Origin of the sequence: Aeromonas sp. (genome assembly GCF_050252055.1) — a bacterium.
Lineage (GTDB): Bacteria > Pseudomonadota > Gammaproteobacteria > Enterobacterales > Aeromonadaceae > Aeromonas > Aeromonas caviae.
In genome coordinates this window covers 13,477-31,510 of record NZ_JBFWLQ010000005.1, presented here as the reverse complement: position 1 = coordinate 31,510, position 18,034 = coordinate 13,477, and the positions used below count along the sequence as shown (strand labels likewise).

17 protein-coding genes are annotated in these 18,034 nt (G+C 64.8%); 11 read left to right on the top strand and 6 right to left on the bottom strand.

Going from position 1 to position 18,034, the window contains the following annotated elements:
• Positions 1-36 precede the first annotated feature (36 nt).
• Genes bioC through bioB form a run of 3 tightly spaced genes read right to left on the bottom strand, consistent with a single transcriptional unit; the run spans position 37 to position 3,111 of the window.
• Positions 37-840 (bottom strand): malonyl-ACP O-methyltransferase BioC, encoded by an 804-nt coding sequence (gene bioC / locus AB7E19_RS10250; protein WP_041212694.1) that lies wholly within the window; start codon positions 838-840, stop codon positions 37-39.
• Positions 830-2,026, bottom strand: coding sequence for an 8-amino-7-oxononanoate synthase (gene bioF / locus AB7E19_RS10245; protein WP_427935155.1), 1,197 nt, complete (start codon positions 2,024-2,026; stop codon positions 830-832). Before bioF ends, bioC begins: the two co-directional genes overlap by 11 nt.
• Entirely contained in the window at positions 2,023-3,111 is a 1,089-nt protein-coding gene (bioB, locus tag AB7E19_RS10240; RefSeq protein ID WP_043155235.1) for a biotin synthase BioB, read from the bottom strand. The genes bioF and bioB overlap by 4 nt, the downstream gene beginning before the upstream one ends.
• Positions 3,112-3,305: 194 nt before the next feature.
• Here bioB and bioA point away from each other — a divergent pair, with 194 nt between their 5' ends.
• Positions 3,306-4,580 (top strand): adenosylmethionine--8-amino-7-oxononanoate transaminase, encoded by a 1,275-nt coding sequence (gene bioA, locus AB7E19_RS10235; RefSeq protein WP_427935153.1) that lies wholly within the window; start codon positions 3,306-3,308, stop codon positions 4,578-4,580.
• Between the two features lie 135 nt (positions 4,581-4,715).
• Positions 4,716-5,537 (top strand): HAMP domain-containing protein, encoded by an 822-nt coding sequence (locus AB7E19_RS10230; protein WP_322131434.1) that lies wholly within the window; start codon positions 4,716-4,718, stop codon positions 5,535-5,537.
• Here the strand turns inward: AB7E19_RS10230 and AB7E19_RS10225 are convergent.
• Positions 5,525-5,827 carry a hypothetical protein gene (locus AB7E19_RS10225; protein ID WP_010674063.1) on the bottom strand — a complete coding sequence of 101 codons (303 nt, stop codon included), beginning with the start codon at positions 5,825-5,827 and terminating at the stop codon, positions 5,525-5,527. The two genes, AB7E19_RS10230 and AB7E19_RS10225, sit on opposite strands and share 13 nt — an antisense overlap.
• Before the next feature lie 240 nt (positions 5,828-6,067).
• Here AB7E19_RS10225 and asnS point away from each other — a divergent pair, with 240 nt between their 5' ends.
• The 3 genes from asnS to AB7E19_RS10210 all read left to right on the top strand — a co-directional run bounded on the left by asnS (position 6,068) and on the right by AB7E19_RS10210 (position 9,948).
• On the top strand, positions 6,068-7,468 hold the full coding sequence (gene asnS / locus AB7E19_RS10220; protein WP_039039869.1) for an asparagine--tRNA ligase: 1,401 nt from the start codon (positions 6,068-6,070) through the stop codon (positions 7,466-7,468).
• A 352-nt stretch (positions 7,469-7,820) separates the two neighbouring features.
• Entirely contained in the window at positions 7,821-9,164 is a 1,344-nt protein-coding gene (locus AB7E19_RS10215) for an anaerobic C4-dicarboxylate transporter (RefSeq protein WP_041215561.1), read from the top strand.
• 127 nt (positions 9,165-9,291) lie between these two features.
• The gene (locus AB7E19_RS10210; protein WP_322131433.1) at positions 9,292-9,948 is read left to right on the top strand and encodes a hypothetical protein; all 657 of its coding nucleotides are present in this window, start codon (positions 9,292-9,294) and stop codon (positions 9,946-9,948) included.
• A 70-nt stretch (positions 9,949-10,018) separates the two neighbouring features.
• On the opposite strand, the gene AB7E19_RS10205 is transcribed toward AB7E19_RS10210, so the two are convergent.
• Together AB7E19_RS10205 and dcuC are read right to left on the bottom strand one after the other, a co-directional pair.
• Complete coding sequence (locus AB7E19_RS10205; RefSeq protein ID WP_322131432.1) at positions 10,019-11,158, bottom strand: M20 family metallopeptidase; 1,140 nt, start codon at positions 11,156-11,158, stop codon at positions 10,019-10,021.
• A gap of 137 nt (positions 11,159-11,295) precedes the next feature.
• Positions 11,296-12,672: a C4-dicarboxylate transporter DcuC gene (gene dcuC / locus AB7E19_RS10200; RefSeq protein ID WP_010674058.1), complete on the bottom strand. Its 1,377-nt coding sequence runs from the start codon at positions 12,670-12,672 to the stop codon at positions 11,296-11,298.
• A 285-nt stretch (positions 12,673-12,957) separates the two neighbouring features.
• Here dcuC and AB7E19_RS10195 point away from each other — a divergent pair, with 285 nt between their 5' ends.
• From AB7E19_RS10195 to AB7E19_RS10170, 6 genes are all read left to right on the top strand, one after another.
• Positions 12,958-13,272, top strand: coding sequence for a hypothetical protein (locus AB7E19_RS10195; protein WP_010674057.1), 315 nt, complete (start codon positions 12,958-12,960; stop codon positions 13,270-13,272).
• A gap of 371 nt (positions 13,273-13,643) precedes the next feature.
• Positions 13,644-13,994, top strand: coding sequence for an ArsC family reductase (locus tag AB7E19_RS10190; RefSeq protein WP_069652812.1), 351 nt, complete (start codon positions 13,644-13,646; stop codon positions 13,992-13,994).
• A gap of 22 nt (positions 13,995-14,016) precedes the next feature.
• Positions 14,017-15,144: a succinyl-diaminopimelate desuccinylase gene (gene dapE, locus AB7E19_RS10185; protein ID WP_039039875.1), complete on the top strand. Its 1,128-nt coding sequence runs from the start codon at positions 14,017-14,019 to the stop codon at positions 15,142-15,144.
• Between the two features lie 29 nt (positions 15,145-15,173).
• Positions 15,174-15,860, top strand: coding sequence for a M15 family metallopeptidase (locus tag AB7E19_RS10180; RefSeq protein ID WP_368211690.1), 687 nt, complete (start codon positions 15,174-15,176; stop codon positions 15,858-15,860).
• Positions 15,860-16,006 carry a hypothetical protein gene (locus AB7E19_RS10175; RefSeq protein WP_010674048.1) on the top strand — a complete coding sequence of 49 codons (147 nt, stop codon included), beginning with the start codon at positions 15,860-15,862 and terminating at the stop codon, positions 16,004-16,006. Before AB7E19_RS10180 ends, AB7E19_RS10175 begins: the two co-directional genes overlap by 1 nt.
• A 267-nt stretch (positions 16,007-16,273) precedes the next feature.
• The gene (locus AB7E19_RS10170; protein WP_201894913.1) at positions 16,274-18,001 is read left to right on the top strand and encodes a potassium/proton antiporter; all 1,728 of its coding nucleotides are present in this window, start codon (positions 16,274-16,276) and stop codon (positions 17,999-18,001) included.
• Positions 18,002-18,034 lie beyond the last annotated feature (33 nt).

The window sequence follows — 18,034 nt, the reverse complement described above, 5'->3', positions numbered from 1 at the left end:
GCCGCTGAAGGGGTGGGTGCGCCGGGTCTTTTTGTGTCAGCGCCGCACCAGGCGCCCGAGGCAGACCTCGTAGCTGGCGGCCAGCAGGCCGTCCGGTTGACGGTGGCGCTCGTAGGCCTCCCCCAGTCGCACCAGGCGCTGGCGATGACCCAGGCCCGCAGACCGCTCGTCGTTGACCTGGCTCGCACCTATCCCTTTGAGGTCGCGCAGCAGTCCGCTGAGCGCCGGGTAGGCGAGGGACCAGGTCAGCGGGCAGAGCGCCGGTGCCTCGAAGCCCCCGTCACGGGCCGCCTGCTGCAACTGGGGCAACGTCAGGAAACGATTGACATGGTCACGACCATCCACGGCCCGCCAGGCCTCCCGCAGTTGCCACAGTGACCCCGAAAGCAGGGTCGAGAAGAAGACCTGGCCACCGGGTTTGAGCACCCGGTTGAGCTCGGCAAAGGCCTGGGCCGGCCGCTCACACCACTGCAGGGCCAGGCTGGAGAAAACCCAGTCCAGGCTCTGGTCGGCAAAGGGCAGCCCCTCCGCGTCGCCGCACACCAGGCGGGCTCCGCTGCCGCGAAGGGCCGCCTGGGCCAGCATGCCGGGTGCGAGATCCAGCCCGGTCAGCGTCTCGCAGCGCGGCGCCAGGGCAGGCAGAAAGAAACCGGTGCCGCAGCCCAGATCCAGCCCGGCCCCTGAGCGCACCTCTTTCACGCCCCCCTCGTCCATGCGCGCCAGCAGCGACTGCCCCACCTCCTGCTGGAAGCGGGCGTGGGCGTCGTAGTGGCGGGCCGCCGCCCCGAAACGGCGGGCGAGCTGCGCCTTGTCCACCGACTGGAAACGCTCATGCACCATGGGCGCCCCCTCTCTCGTCAGTGGATGGGCGGGGCCCCAGGGCCTCGAGCAGGCGATCCACGTCATCTTCGCCATGGGCAGCGCACAGGGTGATGCGAAGGCGCGCCGTGCCGACCGGCACCGTGGGCGGGCGGATGGCGCCGGCCCAGACACCGCACTCCCGCAGGCGCTCGGCCAGTTGCAGGGCAGCGACGCTCTCCCCCACCAGCAACGGCTGGATGGGGGTATCACTTGCCCCAAGCCGCCAGCCGAGCGCCTGCGCCCCCTGCCGGAACCGGGCGACAAGGCGAGCCAGGTGGGCACGGGCCTCGTCGGCTACGCGTACCAGCTCGATGCTCTGGCGCACGGCGCACGCCTGGGCGGGGGGCATATGGGTGCTGTAGACATAGTGGCGGGCAAAATTGACCAGGTACTCCACCAGCTCGCGACTGCCACCCACAAAGGCGCCGGCCACCCCGAGCGCCTTGCCGAAGGTCCCCATCTGGATGTGCACGCTGGCCGGAGCAACCCCCTGGGCCGCCAGGGTGCCGCGCCCCTCGGCACCCAGCACGCCGAGGCCGTGGGCATCGTCAATCATCAGCCAGTTGCCGCTTCGGGATGCGAGTGTTGCCAGCTCAACCCAGGGGGCCTGATCCCCGTCCATGCTGAAGACCCCTTCCGAGACGATCAGGCCCCGGTTTGGCTCAAGCAGCCGCTCAAGGGCCGCCATGTCGTTGTGGCCGAAGCGCTTCATTTTGCAGGGGAGCTGGCTCCCCATCTCCTGCAGGGAGGCGTGGTTGAGCCTGTCCTGCCACAGCAGGTGATCCTTGCCGAGCAGGGCCTTGAGCACCGCCTGATTGGCGGAGAAGCCACAGTTGAACAGCAGCACCGCCTCCACGCCGAGCCAGTCGGCAAGCGTCTCTTCCAGCTGCTGGTGAGCGCGGCTGTAACCCGTTACCAGGGGCGAGGCGCCTGCCCCCGCGCCATATTGCGCCACCCCCGCCGTGAAGGCGGCCTTGATGGCGGGGTGACCCGCAAGGCCCAGGTAGTCGTTGCCAGAGACGTTGAGGTAATCGCGCCCCCCGACCCGGATCCGCCCACCGCTCGCCACATCCACCGGGGTGCGTCGGCGCAGCAGGGTGGCCTGTTCACGCTCGGCCAGCGCCTCCCCCAGGGCAAAGGGGCCGGTAACAACGGGCGTCATCATGGACGGAGGACATCTGCGCGGGAACGGGTGGCATCGTAGAAGAGTTCGCTCGGCTCGCTCTGGCGGTTCACCTCGGCCAGCAGCTCCTCCTCTTGAACCTGATCCGGCTTCTGGGCCCGCTGGGCGGGGCGAATGCCAAGGCGCTTGAAGAGCTGCATGTCGCTGTTCTCGTCCGGATTGGGGGTGGTCAGCAGCTTGCAGCCGTAGAAGATGGAGTTGGCCCCGGCCATAAAGCACATGGCCTGCATCTGCTCGTTCATCTTCTCCCGCCCGGCGGAGAGGCGCACGTGGGAGGCCGGCATCATGATGCGCGCCACGGCGATGGTGCGGATAAATTCGAACGGGTCCAGGTTCTCCTGGTTCTCCAGGGGCGTCCCCTTCACCTTGACCAGCATGTTGATGGGCACGCTCTCCGGGTGGCGCGGCAGATTGGCGAGCGCCATCAGGAGGCCCGCACGGTCTTTCGCCTGCTCCCCCATGCCGACGATGCCGCCGGAGCAGACCTTCATGCCGGCGCCGCGCACATGCTCCAGGGTGTCGAGCCTGTCCTGATAGGTGCGGGTGGTGATGATGTCGCCGTAGAACTCCGGCGAGGTGTCGAGGTTGTGGTTGTAGTAATCGAGCCCCGCAGCCCCGAGACGCGCCGCCTGATCGGCGGTCAGCATCCCCAGCGTCATACAGGTCTCCATGCCGAGCCCGCGCACCTCTTCAATCATGCGCAGGATATAGGGCATGTCCTTCTCTTTCGGGTTGCGCCAGGCCGCCCCCATGCAGAAGCGGGACGAGCCGTTGGCCTTGGCCTCCCGGGCCCGCTCCAGCACTTTTTCCACCTCCATCAGCCGCTCGGTCTCGAGCCCGGTGTGGTAGCGAGCGCTCTGGGGACAATATTTGCAATCTTCCGGGCAGGCCCCGGTCTTGATGGAGAGCAGGGTGCTTACCTGCACCTCGTTCGGGTCGAAATGGGCGCGGTGTACCGTCTGGGCCTGGAACAGCAGATCGTTAAATGGCAGGGCAAAGAGATCCTGAACCTCGGACAGGGTCCAGTCGTGACGAAGGGCGTGGGCACCCGCGGTGAGAGCATTCATACATGGCTTCCGGTTGTTATTGGTGGGATCCTGCGCCGCGCTGCAAGAGAGCGTTCGCCGCAAGACCCGCCAGCTGGACAGCGCGACGCCAGGGCGTTCGCGAAGCCAAGTGGCTGAAATTGTTGGCTAGTGTAGAGAGCACGCGTAGACTGTCAACACCGACCAGATCAAATCAATTGACAACAGAACACAAAATGACCAATAAAGAATTCGACCTGCACCACGTCTGGCACCCCTATACCTCCCTTACCCATCCCCTGCCCTGCTATGAAGTGGCCAGCGCCAAAGGGGTGACCCTCACCCTGACGGACGGGCGCGAGCTGGTGGATGGCATGAGCTCCTGGTGGGCCTGCGTTCACGGCTATCAGGTGCCGGAACTGGACGCGGCCGCCACCGCCCAGCTCGGCAAGATGTCCCACGTGATGTTTGGCGGCCTGACCCATGCCCCGGCGGTCGAGCTCTGCCGCAAACTGGTGGAGATCACCCCGAAGGGGCTGGATCGGGTCTTTCTGGCGGATTCCGGCTCGGTGGCGGTGGAGGTGGCCCTCAAGATGGCCCAGCAGTACTGGCATGCCAAAGGGACGCCCCGCGCCAAATTCGTTGCCCTTCGGGGCGGCTATCACGGCGACACCTTCGGCGCCATGAGCGTGTGCGACCCGGATGGCGGCATGCACGAGCTCTACCAGGGCTTCCTGCCCGAACACCATTTCGTCGAAGCGCCCAGCTGCCGCTTCCACGCCCAGTGGGACGAGCAGAGCGTGGTGGAGCTGGCCACCCTGGTGGCGGATCATCACGAGGAAATTGCCGCCATCGTGCTCGAACCCATCGTCCAGGGGGCGGGCGGCATGCGCTTCTACCACCCCCGCTACCTGCAGTGGGTGCGCGCCCTGTGCGACGAGTTCGGCATGCTGCTCATAGCAGATGAAATCGCCACCGGCTTTGGCCGCACCGGCCAGCTGTTTGCCTGTGACTGGGCCGGCATCAGCCCCGACATCATGTGTCTGGGCAAGGCGCTCACCGGCGGCTACCTGACGCTGTCGGCCACGCTCACAACCGAGCATGTGGCTCGCACCGTGTGTGACGGCAAAGCAGGCGTCTTCATGCACGGCCCCACCTTCATGGGCAACCCGCTCGCCTGCGCGGTGGCCAACGCCTCCATCGATCTGCTGCTCGCCTCGCCTTGGCAGGCGCGGGTGCAAGCCATCGAACACCAACTCAAAACCGAACTGGTGGAACTGACCCTGCACCCGGCGGTGGCGGATGTACGTGTGCTCGGCGCCATCGGGGTGGCGGAGATGAAGGAGCAGGTGGACGTGGCGCGCATCCAGCGCAAGTTCGTGGAGCTGGGCGCCTGGATCCGTCCCTTTGGCAAGCTCATCTACCTGATGCCCCCCTTCGTCATCACCCCTGAAGAGCTGCGGGTATTGACCGGCGCCATCCACGAGGCCATCACCAGCGGCGAATATTGAGTCCGGTTGAACGGGCCCTGCATGAGAACGCAGGGCCTTTTGGCGCTTTTTCATCAGAATGTGAGCAAGACACCAAAACCCGTCCGGCGAGGAGAGTAGACTGCGCGGGTTTTACCCAACAGATGTACCAGTCCCATGCGCCTCTCCATTGCTGCCAAGATCAACTTCTTCCTGCTCTTCATCTTCTCCATGGTGTTGGTGTTTTCTGCGGCCTATCAGGCGGTGCGCGAGCGTGACCTCATCCTGACCCTCATCAAGGAGCAGAGCCGCGAGCAGACCGAGGCCTACTTCGACGGCCTCAACATGCTGATGCTGACCGACAAGATGGACGCCCGCGACACCCTGCGCGCCAAGTTTCTCCATCACGCCCACGTGGAAGATGCCCGCATCGTGCGCGGGGCGGCGGTCAACAAGCAGTACGGGCCGGGCCGTGACGTCGAGGCCCCGAAGGACAGGTTTGATGCCCTGGCGCTGGCGGGCAAGGGGAGCCTGGAGGTAGAGCATGAGGGCATGCACAGCCGGCTGGTGGTGACCCGCCCGCTGCTGGCCAGAAAGGATTTTCGCGGTACCGACTGCACCAGCTGCCACCAGGTGCCGGAAAACACCGTGCTGGGGGCGGTGCGTTTTGACTACTCCCTCGACACCCTGTTTACCCGGGTGGAGCAGAACATCCTCACCTCGGCCCTGAGCCTCACCCTCATCTTCGGGCTGGGACTCCTGCTCACCCTCTGGGTCATCCGCACCTGGATAGTCCGCCCCCTCAACCAGCTGACCCGCTCCATGGAGGAGGCCACCGATCGCAACGACTTCGGCCACAGGCTGGAGGGGGATGAAGGGGACGAGATTGGCCGGGTGGCGCTCGCCTACAACCAGATGCTCGACAGCGTGGAGCGCCAGATAGGCAAGCGCCCCGCCTCTCAGGGGCTGGATGACGGCGACGGCCCTCAGCCCCGGTAGTAAAGCAGCAGGCAGGCCACCAGGATCAGCAGCAGGATGAAGAGATTGACGTGGCGGGCATCTTCCTGCCGGCGGCTGCGGCCACGGGCCAGCACCAGCACCACCAGGGTCAGCAGGCAGCAACCCCAGAGCCCGCGCTCCAGCCAGGGGGTAAGCAGGGGGTCCCAGCTCTGGCGCACCTTGACGCCCCCATAGACCAGAAAGCCGTAAGCCACCTCTGGCCGGGCGAAGTGATAGAGGGAGAGCAGGGCGACAAAGCCGCCCCAGCAGAGGATCACCAGCCCCTGCAACACCCGTATCCAGCCATCCGGCCCCCGCCTGCGCTCCTTCACCCTCACCCCCGTCCAGCCGCCATGATCCATGCACGATGCATGGGGAAATCCCCGCAAGGGTCCGACATTTTTGCTTGTTTATCAAACCTGCGCGGGTAAGATGAACGGCTTAGTCTGCCATGGTGGGCCAACTGCGCCCGGGCCAGACCCCTAGTGTTGCAAATAGCGCTGCAAGAACAAGCTGGAGACAATATTTCGATGACGCACGCATCCGTAGTTGATGTGCTGGCCGGTAAGTATTCGGTCGGCACCACCCTGACTGTGAAAGGGTGGATCCGGACCCGCCGCGATTCCAAGGCGGGGATCTCATTTTTGGCCGTTTCCGATGGCTCCTGCTTCCATCCGGTGCAGGCCGTCGCCCCCAATACCCTGGCCAATTACGAGAATGAAGTGCAACGTCTGACCACAGCTTGCTCCGTCGAAGTGACCGGCACCGTGGTCGAGTCCCAGGGCAGCGGCCAGGCGTTCGAACTGCAGGCCACCGAGGTCAAGGTAGTGGGCTGGGTCGAAGATCCGGACACCTACCCCATGTCTGCCAAGCGCCACAGCATCGAGTACCTGCGCGAGCAGGGCCACCTGCGTGCCCGCACCAACATCGTCGGTGCCGTGACCCGGGTGCGCAACTGCCTCTCCCAGGCCATTCACCGCTTCTTCCACGAACAGGGCTACCTCTGGATCGCGGCGCCCCTCATCACCGCCTCCGACACCGAAGGGGCCGGCGAGATGTTCCGCGTCTCCACCCTGGACATGGAAAACCTGCCGCGCACCCCCGAAGGCAAGGTGGACTACGACAAGGACTTCTTCGGCAAGGAGACCTTCCTGACCGTGTCCGGCCAGCTGAACGTCGAAACCTACGCCTGCGCCCTGTCCAAGGTCTACACCTTCGGCCCGACCTTCCGCGCCGAAAACTCCAACACCAGCCGCCACCTGGCCGAGTTCTGGATGGTGGAGCCGGAAGTGGCCTTCGCCGATCTGGAAGACAACGCAGCCCTGGCCGAAGCCATGCTGAAGTACGTCTTCAACGCCGTGCTGACCGAGCGCCGCGACGATCTGGAGTTCTTCGCCCAGCACGTGGACAAGGACGCCATCGGCCGTCTGGAGCGCTTCGTCGCCTCCGACTTCGCCCAGATTGACTACACCGACGCCATCGACGTGCTGCAAAACTGCGGCAAGAGCTTCGAGTTCCCGGTCTCCTGGGGCATCGACCTCTCCTCCGAGCACGAGCGCTACCTGGCCGAGGAGCACTTCAAATCCCCGGTGGTGGTGAAGAACTACCCGAAGGACATCAAGGCCTTCTACATGCGCCTCAACGACGACGGCAAGACCGTTGCCGCCATGGACGTACTGGCCCCGGGGATCGGCGAGATCATCGGCGGCTCCCAGCGTGAAGAGCGTCTCGAGGTGCTGGATGCCCGTCTGGCCGAGATGGGTCTGAACAAGGAAGACTACTGGTGGTACCGCGATCTGCGTCGCTACGGCACCGTGCCCCACTCCGGCTTCGGTCTGGGCTTCGAACGCCTGGTGGTCTACGTGACCGGCATGGGCAACGTGCGCGACGTGATCCCCTTCCCCCGTACTCCCCGCACCGCCGAGTTCTAAGGCTACCCGCCCACTCGCACCGTGCAAAAGCCGACCCCCGGGGTCGGCTTTTTTTATGCCCGCCTCGCTCTTCCCGCACGTGTCATTCCCGCCTTTTGCATTCCAAACCCTGTGATCTCCCCCATCTTTCCCGTCATTTATCTGGTGTGCGCCAGGAAGCGGTCCCCTGTTCAAGGGCTGAACCGTAGTTTTTATGCACTTAAATCGGAAAAAAGCCGGTTGTTGAAGCAACGCAATTTTTTACCCCTTTAGGGGTGACAAAATATCCATTAACCCTTCAGGGGTAATTGATGACAGCGGATCCCGGGCAGCTGGCCGATGGGGACATGGATAAAACACACGAGGTAATGGAATGATCTTGATGGAATTTTTGGTGGTACTCGGCTGCTTGCTGCTGGGTACCCGCTTCGGGGGCATGGGGCTGGGTCTTATCAGCGGCATTGGTCTGTTCCTGCTGACCTTCGTCTTCGGCCTGGTGCCGGGCGAGCCGCCGGTGCAGGTGATGCTGACCATACTGGCGGTCATTGGCTGCGCCGCCACCCTGCAGACCGCCGGCGGTCTCAACCTGATGATGCAGGTGGCCGAGCGTCTGCTGCGCCGCCACCCCCAGTACATCACCCTGCTGGCGCCGCTCACTACCTGGACCCTCACCTTCCTGTGCGGCACCGGCCACGTGGTCTACACCATGTTCCCCATCATCGCCGACATCGCGCTGCAGAAGAACATCCGTCCGGAGCGCCCCATGGCAGTGGCGTCCGTTGCCTCCCAGATGGCCATCTGCGCCTCGCCGGTCTCGGTGGCCGTGGTCTCCATGGTCTCCATCCTGGCAGCGGCTCACGGCGTGGGTCAGGCCTACGGTCTGCTCGACATCCTGATGGTCGCCATCCCCTCCTCGCTCATGGGTGTCATGATGGCGGCCCTGTGGAGCCTGCGCCGCGGCAAGGATCTGGACAAGGACGAGGAGTTCCAGGCCAAGATCAAGGACCCTGCCCAGCGCGACTTCATCTACGGCGGTGGTGAAACCCTGCTCAACACCAAGTTCCCGAAAGAGGCCTACTGGTCCACCTGGATCTTCTTCGCCGCCATCGCTGCCGTGGTGCTGCTGGGGGCCGATGAGGCGCTGCGCCCCGTCTTCACCATCAAGGAGAAGACGGGCCCCCTCTCCATGAACCTGGTGATCCAGATGATGATGCTGATCGCCGGCGCCATCATCCTGATGCGCTGCAAGGTCAAGCCGGGGGAGATCGCCAACGGCGCCGTCTTCAAGGCGGGCATGGTCGCCATCTTCTCCGTGTTCGGGGTCGCCTGGATGAGTGAAACCTTCTTCCAGGCCCACATGCCGCTGCTCAAGGAGACCCTGGCCCACGTGGTACAGGCCCAGCCCTGGACCTACGCCCTGGTGCTCTTCCTCATCTCCAAGCTGGTGAACAGCCAGGCCGCGGCGCTCACCGCCATCGCCCCCATGGGGCTGGCGCTGGGGGTCGAACCCAAGCTGCTCATCGCCTTCCTGCCGGCGAGCTACGGCTACTTCGTGCTGCCGACCTACCCGAGCGATCTCGCCTGCATCGGCTTCGACCGCTCCGGCACCACCCGCATCGGCAAGTTCATCATCAACCACAGCTTCATCATTCCGGGCCTCATCGGGGTGGTGACCTCCTGTACCCTGGGCTTCATCCTGACCAGCATCCTGCTGTAACAGGCATCCAGTGCGAGCGGCTCCCCCGTGGGAGCCGCTTTTTTATCCCCGCATCCCCGGCCCCCGCTTTGCCATCGCCCCCCACTCTGGGTAGCATGAGCCCTCTTTTATTCAGCGGAAATCCCCCATGTCTCGCGTCATCCTGCTCTGGAGCGGCGGCAAAGATGCCATGCAGGCCCTCTGCTACGCCCGGGAAGCGGGCCATCAGGTGGTGGCCCTGGTCACCTTTGCCCCGCCAGCGCCCCGCTTTCTCGCCCATCCCCTGTCACAGGTTCGCCGTCAGGCGGCGGCCCTCGCGCTGCCCCATCGGCTGGTCACCATCGAGGCGCCGTTCGATCTCGGTTACGAGCGGGCCCTGGCGGCATTGAAAGAGGAGTGGCAACTCGATGGGGTCGTCACCGGCGACATCGACAGCGTGGGGGGCGCGCCGAACTGGATCCGCGAGCGCTGTCGCCCCCTGGGGCTCACCGTCCACACCCCGCTCTGGCAGCAACCCCGCGAGGCGTTGCTGGCGGACATGCTGACCTGCGGCATCGTCGCCCACCTCTCCTGCGTCGATACCCGGGTACTGGCCCCCGAGTGGGTGGGGCGCAGGCTCGATGCGGCCACCCTGGCCGAATTGCAGCAACTGGCGGCAACCCGGGGCTTCGATGCCTGCGGCGAGCAGGGGGAGTACCACACCATGGTGACCGACGGCCCCGGGTTTGCGGCGCCGCTGACACTCGGCCACTGGCAGGTGGCGCGCCAGGAGCACCTCGCCTATCTGCAGGAGGACGAGGAATGACCTCTCTCGAGGGCGACACATAAAAAACGGGAGGCGATGGCCTCCCGTTTTGCTTGTCCTTAACGTTGACCTAGTTGGCCAGCTTGCCCAGCACCCGCTTAAGCAGGCGGATGCGCGGCTCGATGCTGTCCAGCAGCAGGAACTCCGCCTCCGAGTGAAAGCCACCCCCCATGGGGCCGAAGCCATCGAGGGACGGCACCCCGGCCGCCGCGGTGAAATTGGCATCGGAGCCGCCACCGGCCTCCAGCCAGGTGAAGGGGACTCCCTCCTCCCTGCCTGCCGCCTCCACCAGTGCCATCAGGGCCTCGGTGTCGCCGCTCGGGCGCATCGCGGGCTTGAAGCTCTGGCGCGCCACCTCGACCCGGCAACCGGCGAGGAAGGGGTTGTTGGCCATGAAGGTGAGCCGGTCGTGCACCGCCTGTGCCTCTTCGTTGCACCAGAAGCGCAGATCCACGATCGCCTCGGCAAAGTCGGGCACCACGTTGACGCCGGTCCCCCCCTGCACCACCCCCACGTTCATGGTGGTGCCGGTCTCCATGTTGACCTGCTGGTTGATGGCGAGCACCCAGTGGGCCAGCTCCGTGATGGCGGAGATCCCTTGTGCCAGGGCCGAGCCCGCATGGGAGGCCTTGCCGTGGAAGGTGATGCGGTACTTGGCATTGCCCTTGCGGGCGCTGATGAGATCCCCGCTCGGGCGCGCCGCTTCGGCCACCAACACGCAGCCGCTCTGTCTGGCCCGCTTCACCAGCCAATCTTTGGACCAGGGAGAGCCAATCTCCTCGTCGCAGTTGCAGCAGACCAGCACCTTGAGCCTGGCCAGCACGGCCGGGTCCAGCTCTTTCAAGGCATACCAGGTAGAGAGCAGGCCGCTCTTCATGTCCGAGACGCCGGGGCCAAAAGCCTGATTGCCTTCGATTTTCAGCGGTCGCTTGGCTGCCGTCCCCTCGGGGAAGACGGTGTCCATGTGGCCCACCAGCATGACGTCGTAGTGATCGGCCCCCGGGGCATTGGTTGCCTCGAGGCAGGGGCCGCACTCGGCGGCGAACTGGTGGCGGGTCACCTGCCAGCCGATGGCCTCATATTTCTCGGTCATGATGTCGGCCACTTTGGCCACCCCGGCCGGGGTGCGGGTACCGCAGTCGAGGTTGATGAGCGGGGCCAGCTCCGCCAGATAGGTATCGAGGGAGAACGGGCGCTTGAGGTCGTTCATTGTCTTCTCCATGGAACAATCTGCGTAAAACACAGACTGTTTTTGCAACGATAAGAGTGGGCGGGCACGCGGCGCCGCCTCGTCAACGGCGGCCGGCCAGCGTGGATCAACTGGCCGCCACCTCTACACCAGAGCCTTTACATGAACAGCAGATAGTTGAGGAGCAGCGCCGTCACCAGGGCCCCCGCCATGGGCACGCTGGTGCGCTTGACCACCACGAAGGGAGAGACCTTGGCGATGCCCGCACAGGCGATGAGCACCGCCGCGATGGGGGAGACGGTGCGGCCGATACTGGAAGCGAGCTGCATCGGCAGCAGCATGGTCACCGCCGGCACGCCAAACTTGGCCGCCACCGCGGGGGCCAGGGAGGAGAAACTGAGGAAGGCCGCGTTGCCCGAGCCCATGATGACCGCCGCCACCATGATGAGCCCCACCATCACCAGAGTCATCAGGCCGCTGCCGATGCCGGCATTGCTGGCAGAGTGCAGCAGGGTGTCGATGGCGCCGATGGCCTTGAGGGATTCGGCGAAGAGCTCGGCACAGACGATGAGCGCCACCACGGGGCCGAACACCTTGCCCATGCCGTCGAGGAAGCTCGACAGCCCCGCGAAGGCGGTGCGCACCGAGCGGGTGCGCAGCAGCTCGCACAGCATGCCGATAAAGACCGACAGCAGCATGGCCACCTCCACGCTGACGCTGATGCTGGTCACCAGGAGCTTGGAGAAGGTCATCATCAGCACGAAGGGGATGATGGGCAGCAGGCCGTACCAGGTTGGCGCGGCCACCTCGTCTGCCCCTTTTTCGTCAAGCTCCGCGTGTTCGCCGCGATGCAGGGCCGGATCCCAGCCCTCCTGGCGGTCACAGTGCCGCTGCCAGAAGAAGTGCAGCACCATGGTCACCAGCAGCATGGGGGCCACCAGCCAGATCTGGTAGTCGACGAAATAGCTGGTGGGATCCATGCCGGATTGACCGGCGGAGAAGATGGCGTTGGTCTGGGTCGGGCCGATTTCGAACGCCTGGGAGGTGGCGATGACGCCGCAGGCGGAGGCCGGACTGATGCCGAGGTTGCGCATCACCGGATACATGGTGACCATCAACAGCAGGCCGAGGCCGGTGGCGGAGGTGACGAACAGGGAGACGAAGACCGCCACCAGGTAGCAGATGGCCAGCATCAGGTAGCTGGACTGGATGCCCGCCACCGGTTTGACCGCCACCCGCACCAGGGCCTGGGAGGCGCCGATATGGGACATGTAGGTGGCAAAGCCCGCCACCGCCATGATGGTGAGGCCGAGCCCCGCCGCACGGTAGGAGAAGATCCCCTTGAACACCTCGAACAGGTCGAACAGGGCGAAGCCGGTGCTCTTGTCGGCGGGCAGAATGGGGTGCAGTCCCAGCCAGTAGGCGACGGTGAAGAGGGCCATGCCCGCCAGCGCCAGCACCGCCTGCGGGTTGTAATCCTTGACGATGCCGTAGACCACGGCGATCAGCACGAGCAAGACGAAGACGAGTTCCAAGGTGCACTCCTGACAAGATTATCGAGAAGCGCAATCTAGTGATGGATCTCCCCTTTCCTCTTGATCACCATCAATAAAGATGGAAAAAGCAAACGGTTGTAGATTTTTATTCCGAAAATAAAACTAAAAACGACATTTAACATCACGAAACTGGATCTAGAATGCTCCCTAGGGTATCCCTGACCGACAACCGCCACTTTGTTTGCGTTGGATCAACATCCCGCCGGGGTGAACTGGCCAAGATGCCCGTCGACACAGAGCGACCATTTCGCACCGGAGAGAGCTATGACAAACCAAGCCACCGCAGGCACCCCGACCTGCGACTGCAAGCTGTGGGACATCCTCGTCGAGTCTGCAAAGGAACGCACCACCATTCGTTACTCCAAACTGGCCAGGCAGGCCGGGCTGGAGCAGTGCCAGGATGAACTGCGCACCCTGCTGCAACGCATCCGCATGTATTGCACCGAAAATCACCTGCCCATTCTCTCCGCCATCGTGATGGATGACGTGGGCAAGTACGCCGGCCTCTCCTCCAGCCTGCCGGATGCCCCCTGGGAGCGGGCACGGGTCTTCGATCACGAGTGGACCACCCTGCACTGAGTGCCGCCCCCTGAATCCGGAACGCGCCCAGACCAGCAGGCGCGTTCTGGTTTTTGGCCCCCACCGTTTCTTCCCAGGCCCCAGCGGCCCATCCGGCCAGACATGCTTCCCTGTGAGGCGCCCTGTCCCCTGTCGTCCTATCCGGCCAGGTGTGCAGCATAAGGGCCTCCCCCCCGGTCTCCCCCTTTGATACCGCAGCGCATCCCGTCCCAGACCAGCGTGTGCTGGCGCGCGGCCCCTCCCTTCTCCACTCGGCCTGACTGGTAAAACCAGCCCATCCGGCCATGAGCGTTGCCATGGGGGGGCCACAATGCCAGAATCGGGCCCTTGCACGATTTCAGGGCCGCCGGCCCGCAGACAAAGGATCCCCCATGGCCACCACCCTCTATGGCATCAAGAACTGCGACACCATCAAGAAGGCCCGCAAGTGGCTGGAGGAGGCGGGTATCGATTACCGCTTTCACGATCACCGCGCCGACGGTCTGAGCCCGGAACAGCTCGATCTCTGGCTCGCCAAGCTGGGCTGGGAAGCCCTGCTCAACACCCGTGGCACCACCTTCCGCGCCCTGCCGGAAGCAGAAAAACAGGGGCTCGACACCGCCAAGGTCCGTGACCTGCTGCTGGCCCACCCGGCCATGATCAAGCGCCCGCTGCTGGACCAGGACGGTACCCTGACCCTGGGCTTCAAGGCAGACCTCTATCAATCCCTCTTCTCCCGTTAACTTTTTCTGTTAAGGAACACCGATGTCGGACGTCATCACACTGGCCAAGGATCTGATCAGCCGCCCCTCCGTGACCCCCCTGGATGAAGGGTGCCAGACCCTGATGGCGGAGCGCCTCGCACGCCTGGGGTTCGTCATCGAACCCATGGTCTTTGAGGACACCACCAACCTCTGGGCACGCCGTGGCAGCGAGGGTCCCCTCTTCTGCTTCGCCGGCCACACCGACGTGGTACCCGCCGGCCCCCTGGAGAAGTGGGACACCCCGCCATTCGAGCCGACCATCAAGGACGGCATGCTCCATGGCCGGGGCGCCGCCGACATGAAGGGGTCTCTGGCCGCCATGGTGGTGGCGACCGAGCGCTTCGTGGCCGAGCACCCGGACCACAAGGGCTCCATCGCGTTTCTCATCACCTCGGATGAAGAGGGGCCCTTCATCAACGGCACGGTACGCGTCATCGACACCCTGGAGGCACGCAACGAGAAGATCCGCTGGTGCATCGTCGGCGAGCCCTCCTCCACCGCCCAGGTCGGGGACGTGGTGAAGAACGGCCGTCGCGGCTCCATCACCGGCGATCTGCTGGTGCGCGGGGTGCAGGGCCACGTCGCCTACCCCCATCTGGCGGACAACCCCATCCACAAGGCGGCCCCGGCGCTGGCGGAGCTCGCCGCCATCGAGTGGGACAAGGGCAACGCCTACTTCCCCCCCACCAGCTTCCAGATCGCCAACATCCAGGGCGGCACCGGCGCCTCCAACGTCATCCCGGGGGAGTTGCAGGTCCAGTTCAACTTCCGCTTCAGCACCGAGCTCACCGATGCGGCTATCCGCGAGCGGGTCGAGGCGCTGCTGACCCGTCACGGCCTGGACTTCGAGCTGAAGTGGACCCTCTCCGGCCAGCCCTTCCTGACGGACACCGGCGCCCTGCTGGAAGCCACCGTCGCCGCCGTGGCGGCAGTGAACGGCCAGCAGCCGGCCCTGCTCACCACGGGGGGCACGTCCGATGGGCGCTTCATCGCTCCCACCGGGGCGGAAGTCATCGAGCTCGGCCCGGTCAACGCCACCATCCACAAGGTGAACGAGTGCGTGAAGGCGGACGATCTGGATCTGCTGGCGGACATGTACCAAGGGGTGCTGGCACGACTGCTGGCATGAGCGGTGCTCCGGACAAGAGAGACCAGACCATGAATCAGGATCAACTGCTTGGGCTGGATGAGAGCCACCTCATCCTGGTGGGGCGCGGCCCCCATCGTCTGACCGCCGCCACCGCGGCGGCCTTCAACGACATGCAGGTGGCTGCCGCCCATGCCGGTTTCAACCTGCAGGCGGCCTCCAGCTGGCGCGGCTTCGAGCGCCAGCTCGCCATCTGGAACGGCAAGTGGCGCGGGGAGCGCCCTCTGCTGGATGCGCACAACCAGCCCCTCGATGCCCTGCAACTGGGCGAGACCGAGCGACTGCACGCCATCCTGCACTGGAGCGCCCTGCCCGGTACCAGCCGCCATCACTGGGGCACGGATCTCGACATCTACGATCCGGACTGCCTCCCCGCCGGCACCCGGCTCGCGCTGGAACCCTGGGAGTACGAGGCGGGCGGCTGGTTTGCCGATTTGCGCGAATGGCTGGACGATCACATGAACGACTTCGGCTTCTTCCTGCCCTATGCAAAAGGGGAGCAACCGGATCAGGGGGTGGCCTACGAGCCCTGGCACCTGAGCTTCGCGCCCGAATCCGACGGGCTGGCCCTGGATTCGGCGGCGCTGGCGCTTTGTCTGGAACGGGCGGATATTGAAGGCAAGGAGTGCATCCTGGCTCATCTCGACGAGATCCTGGCCCGCTATGTCACCCCGGCACACCACGAAAGGAGATTCTGATGAGCTTGTGGTTATGGATAGGCTTGCCGCTGCTGTTTCTGCTCGGCCTGTTTCTCAACGCCATCAAGGACATGAAGCAGCTCGAGAAACAGCTGCCCAAGTACAAGGACAAGATCCGGGAGGTCAAGGACGACGAGGACGACTGACCCCCTCGCAGGAGCCCGTCGGCGCTCCTGCCCCCTTCCCGTCCACGGCATTTTTCCGCCCTCTGCCGCCCCCTGAGCCGGCCCTGAAAGCCCCATCCATTGCCCCCTTTCCCTGCGCTTTCCCGCGCGGGCACTCCGCCCTCGCCCTGCTTGAAAACTGCGCAACAAACGTAAAAAACTGCAAAACAATGCACAATTAAGCCACACAAAGGGGGTCAATCTGCATATAATGTGCCTGTTTTGCAGCCCGCCATAAGGAGTTCGCCATTGGATGCCACCACCGTCAACAGTTTCTTCTTCATCGGTGCCCTGTTGGTGGGTGCCAGTGTCCTGTTGAGCGCACTCTCCTCCAGAGTCGGCATCCCCATCCTGGTCATCTTCCTCGCCGTCGGCATGCTGGCGGGTGAGGATGGTCCCGGCGGCATCCACTTCGCCGACTACTCGGTCGCCTATCTGGTGGGCAACCTGGCACTGGCCATCATTCTGCTGGACGGCGGCATGCGCACCCGGGTCTCCTCCTTTCGGGTCGCGCTCTGGCCCGCGCTCTCGCTGGCCACGGTCGGGGTGGCCATCACCACAGGCCTCACGGGCCTCGCCGCCGCCTGGCTGTTCGACCTCAACCTGATGCAGGGGATGCTCATCGGTGCCATCGTCGGCTCCACCGATGCGGCGGCGGTCTTCTCCCTGCTCGGCGGGCGCAGCCTCAACGAGCGGGTCAGCGCCACCCTGGAGATTGAATCGGGCAGCAACGATCCCATGGCGGTCTTTCTCACCGTCACCCTGATCGAGGTGCTGGCCACCGCCCAGCAGGGGCTGGATGCCGGCTTCCTGCTGTTGCAACTCGTCAAGCAGTTCGGGCTGGGCGCTGGCATCGGCCTTGCGGGGGGCTGGCTGCTGTGGAAGCTCATCAACAGTGCCAAACTCGCCCCCGGTCTCTATCCCCTGCTCACCGTGAGCGGCGGCCTGCTCATCTTCGCCCTCACCACGGCGGTGGGGGGCAGCGGCATCCTCGCCATCTACCTCACCGGCCTGCTGCTTGGCAATCTCTCCCTGCGCAGCCGCAGCACCACCCTCTCCGTGCTGGACGGCCTGACCTGGCTCAGCCAGATCGGCATGTTCCTGGTGCTGGGGCTGCTCGCCTCGCCCCACAAGCTGCTGCCCATCGCCCTGCCGGCGCTGGCCCTGGCCATGTGGATGATCCTGTTTGCCCGTCCGGTGTCGGTCTGGATTGGACTGTTGCCGTTCAAGAACTTCGCGCCGCGCGAGCGCTGGTTCATCTCCTGGGTGGGGCTGCGCGGCGCCGTGCCCATCATACTGGCGGTCTTCCCCATGATGGCGGGGCTGCCCAATGCCCAGCTCTACTTCAATGTCGCCTTCTTCGTGGTGCTGGTTTCGCTCATCCTGCAGGGCAGCTCGCTGCCGCTGGCATCAAAGCTGGCGCGAGTGGAGGTGCCCGCACCGCCCTCTCCCATCAACCGCTCTGGGCTGGAAATCGATCTCGACAGCCAGTGGGAGACCTTCGTCTATCGCCTGAGCGCCGAGAAGTGGTGCATCGGTTCGCCCTTGCGGGAGCTGCGCATGCCCCAGGGCACCCGCATCTGCGCCCTGTTCCGCGGCCAGGAGCTGCTCCACCCCTCGGGCAGTACCTGCCTGCAATCCGATGACATCCTGTGCGTCATCGGCCACGAGCACGACCTACCCGCCCTCGGTCAGCTCTTCAGCCAGGCGCCGGAGCAGGATCTGGGCCCGCGCTTCTTCGGTGACTTCCTGCTGGAGGCCAACGCCAGGCTGGTGGATCTCGCCCCGCTCTACGGGCTGGATGTGAGCGAGATGGCGGATCAGAGCCTCGGCGATTTTATTGCCCATCAGTTGGGCGATAATCTGGTGGTCGGTGACCATGTCGCCTGGCAGGGACTGCTCTGGACGGTGGCGGAAATGGAAGAAGGTGAACCCCGCAAGATAGGGGTGCGCTTCCTGGAAGAAGACCCCGTCTAGGCGCCGGCCATCGTAGCCCGCATTTGTGTGAGA

Bases quoted from the DNA above. Each gene is read 5' to 3' on its own strand.
- bioC (WP_041212694.1), bottom strand. From the start codon at position 840: ATGGTGCATGAGCGTTTCCAGTCGGTGGACAAGGCGCAGCTCGCCCGC.
- bioF (WP_427935155.1), bottom strand. From the start codon at position 2,026: ATGATGACGCCCGTTGTTACCGGCCCCTTTGCCCTGGGGGAGGCGCTG.
- bioB (WP_043155235.1), bottom strand. From the start codon at position 3,111: ATGAATGCTCTCACCGCGGGTGCCCACGCCCTTCGTCACGACTGGACC.
- bioA (WP_427935153.1), top strand. From the start codon at position 3,306: ATGACCAATAAAGAATTCGACCTGCACCACGTCTGGCACCCCTATACC.
- AB7E19_RS10230 (WP_322131434.1), top strand. From the start codon at position 4,716: ATGCGCCTCTCCATTGCTGCCAAGATCAACTTCTTCCTGCTCTTCATC.
- asnS (WP_039039869.1), top strand. From the start codon at position 6,068: ATGACGCACGCATCCGTAGTTGATGTGCTGGCCGGTAAGTATTCGGTC.
- AB7E19_RS10215 (WP_041215561.1), top strand. From the start codon at position 7,821: ATGATCTTGATGGAATTTTTGGTGGTACTCGGCTGCTTGCTGCTGGGT.
- AB7E19_RS10210 (WP_322131433.1), top strand. From the start codon at position 9,292: ATGTCTCGCGTCATCCTGCTCTGGAGCGGCGGCAAAGATGCCATGCAG.
- AB7E19_RS10205 (WP_322131432.1), bottom strand. From the start codon at position 11,158: ATGAACGACCTCAAGCGCCCGTTCTCCCTCGATACCTATCTGGCGGAG.
- AB7E19_RS10195 (WP_010674057.1), top strand. From the start codon at position 12,958: ATGACAAACCAAGCCACCGCAGGCACCCCGACCTGCGACTGCAAGCTG.
- AB7E19_RS10190 (WP_069652812.1), top strand. From the start codon at position 13,644: ATGGCCACCACCCTCTATGGCATCAAGAACTGCGACACCATCAAGAAG.
- dapE (WP_039039875.1), top strand. From the start codon at position 14,017: ATGTCGGACGTCATCACACTGGCCAAGGATCTGATCAGCCGCCCCTCC.
- AB7E19_RS10180 (WP_368211690.1), top strand. From the start codon at position 15,174: ATGAATCAGGATCAACTGCTTGGGCTGGATGAGAGCCACCTCATCCTG.
- AB7E19_RS10175 (WP_010674048.1), top strand. From the start codon at position 15,860: ATGAGCTTGTGGTTATGGATAGGCTTGCCGCTGCTGTTTCTGCTCGGC.